Origin of the sequence: Proteus columbae (assembly GCF_002777965.1) — a bacterium.
GTDB classification, from domain to species: Bacteria; Pseudomonadota; Gammaproteobacteria; order Enterobacterales; family Enterobacteriaceae; genus Proteus; species Proteus columbae.
In genome coordinates, this window is record NZ_NGVR01000015.1 from 1 (window position 1) to 15,060 (window position 15,060).

Consider the following 15,060-nt stretch of genomic DNA (forward strand, 5'->3'; position numbering starts at 1 on the left):
AGGTGGCCGTACAGTAGGTGCGGGCGTTGTTGCTAAAGTATTAGGTTAATTACTCGCGTAATTTCCTAAAAAAGGGCATCAATTGATGCCCTTTTTATGCGTTGTTTGAAAAAGAACCTATCTCATCACTAGTTTGTTGTAAATTATTGGTGAGATAGGCTCTGATACAACGAATCGAGTCCAGTATCTTGCAGATACGAATGTCATAGAGATATGACACTGTGTCAGATGCAATCATAGTTGATTTTATGGTTAGTCTGATTTGTTTTGCTCTTGCGAGGCAAGCTGGCTATTTATTTACATCATAGTGACAGGTTAATTTATGAGTGCGAATAGCGGAGCTCAAGATAGCAAACGCGGTGGTGATATCGCTAAGTGGATCATTACCGTTTTATTGCTGGCAGTAGCAGTGGGTGGCAACTATCTTTACCGTGAATTTAACCTAGCGTTGCGAGCTTTAGCTGTTGTTGCTTTGTTCGTAGCAGCAGGTGGGATCGCGTTGTGGACAACACAAGGTAAAGCAACGTTAGCATTTGCTCGTGAAGCGCGTATTGAAATGCGTAAAGTAGTATGGCCAACACGTCAAGAAACATTGCAGACAACCCTAATTGTTGCTGCGGTGACGGCTATTGTGTCATTAGTTCTTTGGGGACTGGATGGCATTCTGGTTCGTTTTGTTTCATTTATTACTGGCCTATGAGGTGTTCATGACTGATTCTCCAAAAAAACGCTGGTATGTCATTCAGGCATTTTCAGGCTTCGAAGGCCGTGTTGCACAGTCTCTGCGTGAACATATCAAATTAAACGAAATGGAAGACTCATTCGGCGAAGTTATGGTTCCAACCGAAGAAGTGGTTGAGATCCGTAGCGGTCAACGTCGCAAAAGTGAGCGTAAATTTTTCCCAGGCTATGTTCTTGTCCAAATGGTCATGAACGATGCAACTTGGCACTTAGTACGTAACGTACCTCGTGTTATGGGATTCATTGGCGGAACGTCAGACAGACCTGCACCAATTAGCGATAAAGAAGTTGATGCGATTATGAATCGCTTACAACAAGTTGGTGATAAACCGCGTCCTAAAACACTGTTTGAACCAGGTGAAATGGTTCGTGTTAGCGATGGTCCATTCGCTGACTTTAATGGTGTTGTTGAAGAAGTTGATTACGAAAAAAGCCGCTTAAAAGTCTCTGTATCAATCTTTGGTCGTGCAACACCCGTTGAATTAGACTTTAGTCAGGTTGAAAAAGGTTAAACCTTTTTACGTTGCTTTCTTGCAAAAGGTGGAAAAGTTATCTACAATTTTCCACCTTTCGTTTTGAGTTGTTTTGTCATTAGACAGAACAAAGTAAAATCGGGGAGCCCTAGCCGGGCGATATACCCACATTGAGGAATTAATTAATGGCTAAGAAAGTCCAAGCCTATATCAAACTGCAAGTTTCTGCAGGTATGGCTAATCCAAGTCCACCAGTTGGTCCAGCTCTGGGTCAACAAGGTGTTAACATCATGGAATTCTGTAAAGCATTCAACGCTAAAACTGAAAGCGTTGAAAAAGGTTTACCAATTCCTGTTGTTATTACAGTTTACGCTGACCGTTCTTTCACTTTCGTTACCAAAACTCCTCCAGCAGCAGTTCTGCTGAAGAAAGCTGCGGGCGTGAAATCAGGTTCTGGCAAACCGAACAAAGAGAAAGTAGGTAAAATTACTTCTGCTCAAGTTCGTGAAATCGCAGAAACTAAAGCTGCGGACCTGACTGGTGCTGACGTTGAAGCTATGATGCGTTCAATTGCTGGTACTGCTCGTTCCATGGGCCTGGTAGTGGAGGATTAATCTGATGGCTAAACTAACCAAGCGCATGCGCAATATCCGTGAGAAAGTTGAAGTAACTAAACAGTACGAAATTACTGAAGCTGTTGCTTTACTGAAAGAACTGGCTACTGCTAAATTCGTTGAAAGCGTTGACGTTGCTGTTAACCTTGGCATCGATGCACGTAAATCAGATCAAAACGTTCGTGGTGCAACCGTACTTCCACACGGTACTGGCCGTTCAGTTCGCGTTGCTGTATTCGCACAAGGTGCAAATGCAGAAGCTGCTAAAGAAGCAGGCGCTGAATTAGTCGGTATGGACGACTTAGCTGCTAAAGTTAAAGCTGGCGAAATGGACTTTGACGTTGTTATCGCATCTCCAGATGCAATGCGCGTTGTAGGTCAATTAGGTCAAATCCTTGGCCCACGTGGCTTAATGCCAAACCCGAAAGTGGGTACTGTAACTCCTAACGTTGCTGAAGCAGTTAAAAATGCTAAAGCTGGTCAGGTTCGTTACCGTAACGACAAAAATGGTATTATCCATACCACTATCGGTAAAGTTGATTTCAACGAAGCTCAGTTGAAAGAAAACTTAGAAGCTCTGCTGGTTGCTCTGAAAAAAGCAAAACCATCAGCAGCGAAAGGCGTTTATATCAAGAAAGTAAGCCTGTCTACCACTATGGGTGCAGGTGTTGCGATTGATCAAGCTAGCTTAAGCGCAACAGTTTAATCTTAGATTAGACTAAAGTCATAAAAGACTTTACCTTGGCGTCAAATTTGTATAGAATTTGACGCCTTGAGTTTAGCTATGTTGTATTTTTTTAAGTCAACATAACTAAATTCTCTGAATTTCGGTTGGAGTCTGGCCTATCCAGACCCCGTCCAAGACCGCAGGTGTAAGTCATTACTTAATTTTCCTGCGTAGACGGTGAGAGAGCCAATAAAGAATTATATATTCTGGATTCTACTCACCGTGTTTTAGCGCTTATACCATTGTGGTAATAAGTGATGTGAGTCCCGAGTCTTTACTCGGTTAATCCAGGAGCAAGAAGCTAATGGCACTAAATCTTCAAGACAAACAAGCGATTGTTGCTGAAGTCAGCGAAGTTGCCAAAGGTGCGCTTTCTGCAGTTGTTGCGGATTCCCGTGGCGTTACTGTAGCTAAAATGACCGAACTGCGTAAAGCATGTCGTGAAGCTGGCGTTACTGTACGTGTAGTACGTAACACACTTCTGCGTCGTGCTGTTGAAGGTACTTCTTATGAAGTACTGAAAGACGCATTTGTTGGTCCAACCTTGATTGCATTTTCTGCTGAACATCCGGGCGCTGCTGCTCGTCTGTTCAAAGATTTCGCGAAAGCGAACCCAGCATTCGAGATTAAAGCGGCTGCCTTTGAAGGTGAGTTTATCCCAGGTTCGAACATCGATCGTCTGGCTACACTCCCAACTTACGATGAAGCAATCGCACGCCTGATGGCAACCATGAAAGAAGCCTCTGCAGGCAAATTGGTTCGCACTCTGGCTGCTCTGCGCGATCAGAAAGAAGCTGCTTAATAGCCAATTTCTTCGTTGCTTTATTTACGTATAAACTTTTTCTGAATTTTAGGAACACTTGTTATGTCTATTTCTAAAGACGATATCTTAAACGCAGTTGCTGAAATGTCTGTAATGGACGTTGTTGAACTGATCTCTATGATGGAAGAAAAATTCGGTGTATCTGCTGCTGCAGCTGTTGCTGTTGCTGCGGGTCCAGCAGAAGCTGCTGAAGAGAAAACTGAATTTGACGTTATCCTGAAAGCTATCGGCGGTAACAAAGTAGCAGTAATCAAAGCAGTACGTGGCGCTACCGGTCTTGGCCTGAAAGAAGCTAAAGACTTAGTAGAATCTGCACCAGCAGCTCTGAAAGAAGGCGTAAGCAAAGATGATGCTGAAGCTCTGAAGAAAGCTCTGGAAGAAGCAGGCGCTGAGGTTGAAGTTAAATAATTTAACTTCCCAGAGTGCAGCCTAACGGCTGATGGCTGGTGATTTTTTGGTCACCAGCCTTTTTGCGCTGTAAGGTAAGAGTCACTTTTTCACACTTTTTTGGTGTCTCATTACTTCAATATTTTTTGCTATTGACGACTTAATATACTGTGTTAGTCACTACGATCCACGTTCTCGAAAGCTCGGTAGTGATCTTGACGCAATGAAATGATTTAAGAGTAATAGCAATGAATATTCGGAAAATAGTTGTTTTCCTACCTACAAAAAAACAGTGTTTGCAGAATGTCGAGCCATCCTTAACGTTAAGGACAGGCAGAGTGGGTCACTTTTCAGCGAGCTGAGGAACCCTATGGTTTACTCCTATACCGAGAAAAAACGTATTCGTAAGGATTTTGGTAAACGTCCACAAGTTCTGGATGTTCCCTATCTCCTTTCTATCCAACTTGACTCGTTCCAGAAGTTTATCGAGCAAGATCCTGATGGTCAAAACGGTCTGGAAGCAGCTTTCCGCTCCGTATTTCCTATCCAAAGCTACAGTGGTAACGCTGAATTACAATATGTCAGCTACCGCTTAGGCGAGCCTGTTTTTGATGTTAAAGAATGTCAGATCCGCGGTGTAACTTACTCAGCACCTTTGCGTGTAAAACTGCGTCTGGTCATCTATGAACGTGAAGCCCCAGAAGGCACCGTTAAAGACATCAAAGAACAAGAAGTCTATATGGGTGAAATCCCATTAATGACCGATAATGGTACTTTTGTTATCAATGGTACTGAGCGTGTTATCGTTTCCCAGTTACACCGTAGCCCTGGTGTGTTCTTTGATAGTGACAAAGGTAAAACACACTCTTCTGGTAAGGTACTGTATAACGCACGTATTATCCCTTATCGTGGCTCATGGTTAGACTTCGAATTCGACCCTAAAGATAACCTTTTTGTCCGTATTGACCGTCGCCGTAAATTACCAGCGACTATCATTTTACGCGCAATGAACTACAGCACTGAAGAAATCTTAGGTTTATTCTTCGAAAAAACATTGTTTGAAATCAGCAACAACAAGCTGATGATGACATTAGTGCCTGAACGTCTGCGTGGTGAAACTGCTTCATTTGATATTGAAGCAAACGGCAAAGTGTATGTCGAAAAAGGCCGTCGTATTACCGCTCGCCATATTCGTCAATTAGAAAAAGAGCAAGTTGACCGCATTGAAGTACCTGTTGAATACATTGCAGGTAAAGTGGTTGCTCGTGACTATATTGATGAAGCGACAGGTGAACTGATTTGTGCTGCTAACATGGAAATCTCTTTAGATGTGTTAGCTCGCTTAAGTCAAGCTGGTCATAAAACGATTGAAACTCTGTTTACCAATGACTTAGATCATGGTGCTTATATTTCAGAAACTGTTCGCGTCGATCCTACAAACGATCGTTTAAGCGCATTAGTTGAAATTTATCGCATGATGCGTCCTGGTGAACCACCTACACGCGAAGCAGCAGAAAACTTATTTGAGAACTTATTCTTCTCTGAAGATCGTTATGATCTGTCTGCTGTTGGTCGTATGAAGTTCAACCGTTCGTTAAGCCGTGACGAAGTTGAAGGTTCTGGCATCCTGAGCCAAGAAGATATCATTGAAGTAATGAAAAAACTGATTGATATCCGTAATGGTAAAGGTGAAGTGGATGATATCGACCACTTAGGTAACCGTCGTATTCGTTCTGTTGGCGAAATGGCTGAAAACCAATTCCGTGTTGGTCTGGTGCGTGTTGAACGTGCAGTTAAAGAGCGTCTATCTTTAGGCGATCTTGATGCATTAATGCCACAAGATATGATCAACGCAAAACCGATTTCTGCTGCTGTCAAAGAATTCTTTGGCTCTAGCCAGTTATCACAGTTTATGGATCAGAATAACCCACTATCAGAAATTACGCACAAACGTCGTATATCTGCATTAGGCCCAGGTGGTTTGACCCGTGAACGTGCAGGCTTCGAAGTTCGAGACGTACACCCAACTCACTACGGTCGTGTGTGCCCAATCGAAACACCTGAAGGTCCAAACATCGGTCTTATCAACTCATTATCTGTTTATGCACAGACTAACGAGTACGGTTTCTTAGAAACGCCTTACCGTGTTGTTGAAAACAACGCTGTAACAGATGAAATTCACTATCTGTCTGCAATTGAAGAAGGTAACTTCATCATTGCTCAGGCTAACTCCGTATTAGACGATGACAACCACTTCGTTGAAGAATTAGTTACTTGCCGTCATAAAGGTGAGTCAAGCTTATTTAGTCGTGACCAAGTTCAGTACATGGACGTTTCAACCCAACAGGTTGTTTCTGTCGGTGCTTCACTGATCCCATTCCTTGAACACGATGACGCCAACCGTGCATTGATGGGTGCGAACATGCAACGTCAGGCTGTTCCTACACTTCGTGGTGATAAACCACTGGTAGGTACAGGTATGGAACGTGCGGTAGCGGTTGACTCCGGTGTTACTGCGGTTGCTAAACGTGGTGGTGTTGTTCAGTATGTTGATGCTTCTCGTATCGTTATCAAAGTTAACGAAGAAGAGACTTACGCTGGTGAAGCGGGCATCGATATCTACAGCTTGACTAAATACACTCGTTCTAACCAGAACACATGTATTAACCAAACTCCTTGCGTATCTTTAGGTGAACCTGTTGATCGTGGTGACGTGTTAGCCGATGGTCCTTCAACAGACCTTGGTGAGTTGGCGTTAGGTCAAAACATGCGCGTGGCATTTATGCCATGGAATGGTTATAACTATGAGGACTCCATCCTTGTATCTGAACGTGTTGTTCAAGAAGATCGTTTCACTACTATCCATATTCAAGAACTCGCTTGTGTCTCTCGTGATACTAAGTTAGGGCCTGAAGAGATCACAGCTGATATCCCGAACGTCGGTGAAGCAGCGTTATCTAAACTGGATGAATCAGGTATCGTTTATATCGGTGCTGAAGTGAAAGGCGGTGACATTCTGGTTGGTAAAGTAACACCTAAAGGTGAAACTCAACTGACTCCAGAAGAGAAACTGCTGCGTGCTATCTTCGGTGAAAAAGCGTCTGATGTTAAAGATTCTTCTCTACGTGTTCCTAATGGTGTGTCTGGTACAGTTATCGACGTACAAGTCTTTACCCGTGATGGCGTAGAAAAAGATAAACGTGCATTAGAAATCGAAGAATCACAGTTACGTGAAGTTAAGAAAGACTTAACTGAAGAACTGCGTATCTTTGAAGCTGGTCTATTCGCTCGTATTCGTGGTGTTCTGATTGCTGGCGGTATTGAAGCTGAGAAATTAGATAAATTACCTCGTGAGCGTTGGTTAGAGCTGGGTATTGCGGATGAAGAGAAGCAAAACCAGTTAGAACAATTAGCAGAACAGTATGATGAACTGAAAGCTGAGTTCGCGAAGAAACTGGAAGCTAAACGTCGTAAAATCACTCAAGGCGATGATTTAGCACCTGGCGTGCTGAAAATTGTTAAGGTTTACCTGGCTGTTAAACGTCAGATCCAACCTGGTGATAAGATGGCGGGTCGTCATGGTAACAAGGGTGTTATCTCTAAGATTAACCCAATTGAAGACATGCCATACGATGAAAACGGTAATCCAGTAGACCTCGTACTGAACCCACTAGGTGTACCATCACGTATGAACATCGGTCAGATCCTTGAAACTCACTTGGGTATGGCTGCTAAAGGTATCGGTGATAAGATCAACGCGATGCTGAAACAGCAACAAGAAGTTGCTAAATTACGTGAATTTATCCAGAAAGCTTACGATCTGGGTATGGCACCTCGTCAGAAAGTTGATCTGGACACCTTCAGCGATGAAGAAGTGTTACGTCTGGCTGAAAACCTGAAAAAAGGTATGCCAACCGCAACACCAGTGTTCGATGGTGCAGAAGAAATGGAAATTAAAGAGATGCTGAAATTAGCCGATCTTCCAACTTCTGGTCAGATTACACTTTTCGATGGTCGTACAGGTGAACAATTTGAGCGTCCAGTAACTGTTGGTTACATGTACATGCTGAAACTGAACCACTTAGTTGATGACAAGATGCACGCCCGTTCTACTGGTTCGTACAGCTTGGTTACTCAGCAACCTCTTGGTGGTAAAGCACAGTTTGGTGGACAGCGTTTCGGGGAGATGGAAGTGTGGGCACTGGAAGCATACGGTGCAGCTTATACTCTTCAAGAAATGCTTACTGTTAAGTCAGATGACGTTAACGGTCGTACCAAGATGTACAAAAACATCGTTGATGGTAACCATCAGATGGAACCAGGTATGCCAGAGTCGTTCAACGTATTGTTGAAAGAGATCCGTTCACTGGGTATCAACATCGAATTGGAAGACGAATAACGGATTCCATATAGACAGACTGCTAGAAATGGCAGTCTGTCAAACAGTGACTACACTGGTTTAAAGGGGTGAATGACAGGGGTCATTTGCCTGGCAGGTCTAACTCCGACAGGAGCCATTTCGTGAAAGACTTATTAAAGTTTCTGAAAGCGCAAACCAAGACCGAAGAGTTTGATGCGATCAAAATTGCTCTGGCATCACCTGATATGATCCGTTCATGGTCATTTGGTGAAGTTAAAAAGCCAGAAACAATTAACTACCGTACGTTCAAACCAGAACGTGACGGTCTTTTCTGTGCCCGTATTTTCGGACCAGTAAAAGATTACGAATGTTTGTGTGGTAAATACAAACGTTTAAAACACCGTGGTGTTATCTGTGAGAAGTGTGGCGTTGAAGTTACACAAACTAAAGTTCGTCGTGAACGTATGGGTCACATCGAATTAGCTTCTCCAGTTGCTCACATTTGGTTCTTGAAATCACTGCCGTCCCGTATCGGTCTGCTGCTGGATATGCCACTGCGCGATATTGAACGTGTACTGTATTTCGAATCTTATGTTGTTGTTGAAGGCGGTATGACTAGCCTTGAGCGCGGTCAAATCTTAACAGAAGAGCAATATCTTGATGCATTAGAAGAATTCGGTGACGAATTCGATGCGAAGATGGGTGCAGAAGCTGTTCAGAACTTGTTACAGAGCATGGATCTGGAACAAGAGTGTGAAACGCTGCGCGAAGAGTTAAATGAAACTAACTCTGAAACTAAACGTAAGAAACTGACTAAACGTATCAAGTTACTTGAAGCATTCATGCAATCAGGCAATAAACCTGAGTGGATGATCTTAACTGTACTGCCTGTGCTACCACCAGACTTACGTCCACTGGTTCCACTCGATGGCGGTCGTTTTGCGACTTCAGACCTGAACGATTTATATCGTCGTGTGATCAACCGTAACAACCGTTTAAAACGCCTGCTTGATTTAGCAGCACCAGACATTATCGTACGTAACGAAAAACGTATGTTACAAGAGTCTGTGGATGCGTTATTAGATAACGGTCGTCGTGGTCGTGCGATTACAGGTTCTAACAAACGTCCTCTGAAATCTTTGGCTGATATGATCAAAGGTAAACAAGGTCGTTTCCGTCAAAACCTGTTAGGTAAACGTGTTGACTATTCTGGTCGTTCTGTAATCACCGTTGGTCCATACCTGCGTCTGCATCAGTGTGGTCTACCGAAGAAAATGGCTCTTGAATTATTCAAACCATTTATTTACGGAAAACTGGAAACTCGTGGTTTAGCGACAACAATCAAAGCCGCTAAAAAAATGGTTGAGCGTGAAGAAGCGGTTGTTTGGGATATCTTAGATGAAGTTATCCGCGAACACCCAGTGATGCTGAACCGTGCACCAACACTTCACCGTTTAGGTATCCAGGCATTTGAACCAATCCTTATCGAAGGTAAAGCTATTCAGTTACACCCACTCGTTTGTGCGGCATATAACGCCGACTTCGATGGTGACCAAATGGCGGTTCACGTACCACTGACATTAGAGGCACAGTTAGAAGCTCGTGCGCTGATGATGTCAACAAACAACATTCTGTCTCCAGCAAGTGGTGACCCAATCATCGTTCCTTCACAGGACGTTGTATTAGGTCTTTACTACATGACTCGTGATTGCATCAATGCCAAAGGTGAAGGCATGGTGTTAAGTGGTCCTAAAGAAGCTGAACGTGTTTATCGCGCAGGTTTAGCCTCTTTACACGCACGCGTTAAAGTACGTATCACTGAAGAGATCAAAGATGGCGAAGGTAATATCACTACTGAAACTAGCTTAAAAGACACAACTGTCGGCCGAGCTATTTTATGGATGATCGTACCAAAAGGTCTACCTTACGCACTGGTTAACCAACCATTAGGTAAGAAAGCAATTTCTAAAATGCTGAATACCTGTTACCGCGTATTAGGTTTGAAACCAACCGTTATTTTTGCTGACCAAATCATGTATACCGGTTTTGCTTACGCAGCACGTTCAGGTGCTTCAGTAGGTATCGATGACATGGTTATCCCTGCTAAAAAAGCAGAGATCATTGCAGAAGCAGAAGCAGAAGTTGCAGAAATTCAGGAACAGTTCCAATCCGGTCTGGTAACAGCGGGCGAACGTTACAACAAAGTTATCGATATTTGGGCTGCGGCGAATGAGCGCGTAGCAAAAGCGATGATGGAAAACCTGTCTACTGAAACCGTTATTAACCGTAATGGTGAAGAAGAACAACAAGTATCTTTCAACAGCATCTTTATGATGGCTGACTCCGGTGCTCGTGGTTCTGCAGCTCAGATCCGTCAGTTAGCAGGTATGCGTGGTCTGATGGCTAAGCCAGATGGCTCAATCATCGAAACACCAATTACCGCGAACTTCCGTGAAGGTCTGAACGTACTCCAGTACTTCATCTCAACCCACGGTGCTCGTAAAGGTCTTGCGGATACCGCACTGAAAACAGCAAACTCCGGTTACTTGACTCGTCGTTTAGTTGACGTTGCACAAGACTTAGTCGTTACAGAAGACGACTGTGGTACAACCGAAGGTGTTATGATGACTCCGGTTATCGAGGGTGGTGATGTTAAAGAACCACTGCGTGAACGTGTATTAGGCCGTGTGGCTGCAGAAGATATTCTGAAACCAGGTACTGCCGATATTCTTGTTCCACGTAACACTCTGTTAAATGAAAAACTGTGTGACTTGTTAGAAGAAAACTCCGTTGACAGCGTGAAAGTACGTTCAGTTGTAACCTGTAACACAGACTTCGGTGTGTGTGCGAAATGTTATGGTCGTGACCTTGCTCGTGGTCATATCATCAACAAAGGTGAAGCTATCGGTGTTATCGCAGCACAGTCAATCGGTGAACCAGGTACACAGTTAACGATGCGTACGTTCCACATCGGTGGTGCGGCATCTCGTGCGGCAGCAGAATCTAGCATTCAAGTACGTAACAAAGGTACTCTGAAGCTGTTCAATGCGAAGTTCATTACTAATACTGCTGGTAAATTAGTTATCACTTCTCGTAACACTGAATTACGTTTAATTGACGAGTTCGGCCGTACGAAAGAGAGCTACAAAGTACCTTACGGTGCTCAATTAGCGAAGGGTGATGGCGAAGCGGTTAACGGTGGCGAAACTGTTGCTAACTGGGATCCACATACAATGCCAGTTGTGAGTGAAGTATCTGGTATCATCCGTTTTGCAGACATGGTTGATGGTCAAACTATCACACGTCAAACAGATGAATTAACAGGTCTTTCTTCACTGGTTGTTCTGGATTCAGCAGAGCGTACAGGTAGCGGTAAAGATTTACGTCCAGCATTGCGCATCACTGATGCACAAGGCAATGACGTATTAATCCCGAATACTGATATGCCAGCACAGTACTTCCTGCCAGGTAAAGCGATTGTTCAGTTAGACGATGGCATTACAATCAACGCAGGTGACACTTTAGCGCGTATTCCACAAGAATCTGGCGGTACTAAAGATATCACCGGTGGTCTGCCACGCGTTGCTGACCTGTTTGAAGCTCGTCGTCCGAAAGAACCTGCAATCCTTGCTGAAATCAGCGGTATTGTTTCGTTCGGTAAAGAAACTAAAGGTAAACGTCGTCTAGTTATTTCTCCATTAGACGGTAGCGATGCATACGAAGAGATGATCCCTAAATGGCGTCAGCTTAACGTATTCGAGGGTGAGGTTGTGGAACGCGGTGATGTTATCTCCGATGGTCCAGAATCACCACACGACATTCTGCGCTTACGTGGTGTTCATGCGGTTACTCGCTATATCACTAACGAAGTACAGGAAGTTTACCGTTTACAAGGCGTTAAGATTAACGATAAACACATTGAAGTTATCGTTCGTCAGATGCTACGTAAAGTTACCATTGAGAACGCAGGAAGCTCTGAGTTCCTCGAAGGTGAACAGGTTGAATACGCTCGCGTTAAAGTATCAAACCGTGTTCTGGAAGATGAGGGTAAAGTACCAGCAACGTATGCTCGTGACCTGTTAGGTATCACGAAAGCGTCTCTGGCAACTGAATCCTTCATCTCTGCTGCATCGTTCCAAGAAACAACTCGTGTTCTGACGGAAGCTGCGGTAGCGGGTAAACGTGATGAATTACGTGGCTTGAAAGAAAACGTTATTGTTGGTCGCTTGATCCCAGCTGGTACTGGGTATGCATATCACCAAGATCGTATGAAGCGTCGTCAATCACAACTGCCGACAGATGAAACTGAAACAACAATCAGTGCTGATGAAGCATCTGCTAACTTAGCTGAATTACTGAATGCTGGTTTCGGTGGATTAAAAGACTAAAATCTAATTTAGATTAGATTGAAATGCCCTCCATTGTGAGGGCATTTTTTGTTTCTGTTCTACATAAGTAGGCGAAATGATGAGAATAATAGCTAATATTTTGATTATTCTATGTTTTATTTTTACTGGGTTTGCTTCAGCAGTACCTTATGAAAGAGGTATTCCAACAGAAGCTCAATGGGATTTAAAAGCTCCCATCACAACATTAATGCAACTTCGTCAACAAAAAACGCTATATGCGTTTGTGGGGGATAAATTGCGACCTGTTGCAGAACTTTGTCCTAACCAAGGTTTTTATGCATCAGTTGCAGAGGGTGATTACCACAAAATACAATTTGGGAATGCTCAAGGTTATCTTGAAGCAGGTTATCTCGAAGATGGCTATTTTGAAGATATTGCTTCAATAAAACCCGATAAGAAAATACGTTTTTTATCAGATAGCACGAAGAAAACAGATTACCCTATCTACGAATATTTAATTACGACAAAAAATACTCCTATCTATAGTGATAAAGATATTGCTAGCCCACAAATAGCGACACTTTTATCCAATTTACGTTATCCCGTGCTATCTCGCACAATAAAAGAAGATACTAATGGAAGTAAAATCAATTGGTTTGAAATCTCTTTAGGTGATCGCTTAGGTTATATTTCATCAAGGGATGTAAAACCTGATTTAGGGATACCGGTACTTACTTATCACCATATTCTTAAAGCAACGGAAAACCATAATTTTCGCCATACATCAACAACAACATCATTGACTGCATTTACAGAGCAGATGAATTATTTAAAAGAAGCTGGATATGAAACGCTTTCACTCAATCAAGTTGCTGGCTATTTAAATAAGAGTGTTAATTTGCCAGGCAGAGCTGTCGCATTAACATTTGATGATGGTTTGCAATCTGTTTATCGCTATGCTTATCCTCTTTTAAAAGAAAATGGCCAACGAGCAACACTATTTGTTATCTCATCACGAATAAAATCCAAAACACCTAAGTGGGCACCTAATTCATTACAATTTATGAGTTGGCAATCACTCAAATCAAGTCGTGATGTTTTTGATATACAATCACACTCCCATTTTTTACATCGTTTAGATAATAATAAAAAACCTATTATTTTTAGCCGTCAGTCCCACACAATTATATTAGATTTACAACGTTCACAACGTGTATTGCGATTATTGAATCCACATCAATATGCCTTTGCGTATCCTTTTGGTGGATATAATCAAAGGGCAATTACTGCCGTCAAAGCGTCTGGTATGACATTGGCGGTGACGACTCAGCAAGGAAAAGTTCGTTTAGGTGACTCTCCTTTCGCATTAAAACGATTATATGCGTTGAGTACGGATCCTATCGAAAAATTTGCCAGAATGGTCGGAAATGATGAATATGAAGTCGTTAATAAAAATATTGTGGTAGATAAATAATTAAAAATTAAATTTATAATCTTAAAAAATACCTTCGATTAAACATCGAAGGTATTTTTATATTATTATTACAAATTCATTTTAAATTAATAAATAACTTATATTTTTCAGATAATTATGATGATTTTTTAGTGATAAAAAATTATTTTTTTCTGTAAGCTGGCAATCCAAATTCAGTATGGAGTCAGCTATGAATAAGTCCATATCAATTTCTTCTCATGATTCTGCATTTAAACGTTTTATGATGAATGTTAGTAATGCCAAAGATTTTTTCTTTATCCACTTATCTGAAGAATTAAAAAGTCAGTGTGATTTTTCGACTTTGCAATTACAGAATTCTTCTTTTATTGATATAAAATTACGTTCTCGTATGTCTGATATTTTATATTTAGTGAAAACCAAAGAGGGTGATGTTCCCATATATTTACTTGTAGAACATCAATCTAGACCTGATAGAATGATAGCTTGGCGTATGATGCACTATGCATTTTGCACCATGAATCAGCATTTACAGCAAGGTTATAAGTCTTTGCCTCTCGTTGTTCCCATTTTGTTTTATCATGGAAAGAAAAAGCCTTATCCTTTTCCTGTTAATTGGATGGAATGTTTTCCACTTTCTTCACTTGCTAATCAACTTTATTCTAATAATTTCTCTTTAATTGATTTGACCTCAATTGAGGATGATATTTTGCTAACACATAAAAAAGCGGCAGTAATGGAAATCGCGATGAAACACGTTAATAGTTGTAATGACCTCAATCAGATTGCAACGCTTTTATCAAAAGCAATAAATCAGAAAAACTGCAGAGATGAAGACACTGTTGCTGTTGTACAATATTTATTCTCAATTATGGATACATCAGACTTTGAATTTGTTATCAATAAAATAGTTGAACAAGTAGATAACCACAGAGAGGTGATTATGAATATAGCGTGGAGATTAGAAAACAAAGGGTTTGAATTAGGTAAAAATGAAGGTATTGAGATTGGAAAAAAAATAGTACAAATAGAATTAGCTCAAAATTTATTAAAAGAGAATTTTGATCTTTCCTTTATCGAAAGAGTATCTGGTTTAAGTGTACAAGAAATTGAAGAATTGACCGTAGTATGAC

10 protein-coding genes are annotated in these 15,060 nt (G+C 41.8%); all 10 read left to right on the forward strand.

Features of this window, described 5'->3' with window-relative positions; genetic code table 11:
- Nucleotides 1-322 precede the first annotated feature (322 nt).
- The 10 genes from secE to CBE70_RS06430 all read left to right on the forward strand — a co-directional run bounded on the left by secE (nt 323) and on the right by CBE70_RS06430 (nt 15,059).
- Nucleotides 323-700: a preprotein translocase subunit SecE gene (gene secE / locus CBE70_RS06385; RefSeq protein ID WP_023583091.1), complete on the forward strand. Its 378-nt coding sequence runs from the start codon at nt 323-325 to the stop codon at nt 698-700.
- A gap of 7 nt (nt 701-707) precedes the next feature.
- Nucleotides 708-1,253, forward strand: coding sequence for a transcription termination/antitermination protein NusG (gene nusG / locus CBE70_RS06390; RefSeq protein ID WP_004246900.1), 546 nt, complete (start codon nt 708-710; stop codon nt 1,251-1,253).
- 146 nt (nt 1,254-1,399) lie between these two features.
- Nucleotides 1,400-1,828, forward strand: coding sequence for a 50S ribosomal protein L11 (rplK, locus tag CBE70_RS06395; protein WP_006534703.1), 429 nt, complete (start codon nt 1,400-1,402; stop codon nt 1,826-1,828).
- A gap of 4 nt (nt 1,829-1,832) precedes the next feature.
- Nucleotides 1,833-2,534 (forward strand): 50S ribosomal protein L1, encoded by a 702-nt coding sequence (gene rplA / locus CBE70_RS06400; RefSeq protein WP_072064767.1) that lies wholly within the window; start codon nt 1,833-1,835, stop codon nt 2,532-2,534.
- A 325-nt stretch (nt 2,535-2,859) separates the two neighbouring features.
- Entirely contained in the window at nt 2,860-3,357 is a 498-nt protein-coding gene (rplJ, locus tag CBE70_RS06405; RefSeq protein WP_006534706.1) for a 50S ribosomal protein L10, read from the forward strand.
- A 63-nt stretch (nt 3,358-3,420) separates the two neighbouring features.
- Entirely contained in the window at nt 3,421-3,786 is a 366-nt protein-coding gene (gene rplL / locus CBE70_RS06410; RefSeq protein WP_023583093.1) for a 50S ribosomal protein L7/L12, read from the forward strand.
- A 349-nt stretch (nt 3,787-4,135) separates the two neighbouring features.
- The gene (gene rpoB / locus CBE70_RS06415; protein ID WP_072071066.1) at nt 4,136-8,164 is read left to right on the forward strand and encodes a DNA-directed RNA polymerase subunit beta; all 4,029 of its coding nucleotides are present in this window, start codon (nt 4,136-4,138) and stop codon (nt 8,162-8,164) included.
- A gap of 122 nt (nt 8,165-8,286) precedes the next feature.
- The gene (gene rpoC / locus CBE70_RS06420) at nt 8,287-12,513 is read left to right on the forward strand and encodes a DNA-directed RNA polymerase subunit beta' (protein ID WP_100158683.1); all 4,227 of its coding nucleotides are present in this window, start codon (nt 8,287-8,289) and stop codon (nt 12,511-12,513) included.
- Nucleotides 12,514-12,592: 79 nt separating this feature from the next.
- Entirely contained in the window at nt 12,593-13,948 is a 1,356-nt protein-coding gene (locus CBE70_RS06425) for a polysaccharide deacetylase family protein (protein ID WP_100158684.1), read from the forward strand.
- 190 nt (nt 13,949-14,138) lie between these two features.
- Nucleotides 14,139-15,059, forward strand: a complete 921-nt coding sequence (locus CBE70_RS06430; protein WP_100158685.1) for an Rpn family recombination-promoting nuclease/putative transposase — start codon at nt 14,139-14,141, stop codon at nt 15,057-15,059.
- Nucleotide 15,060: the final 1 nt, after the last annotated feature.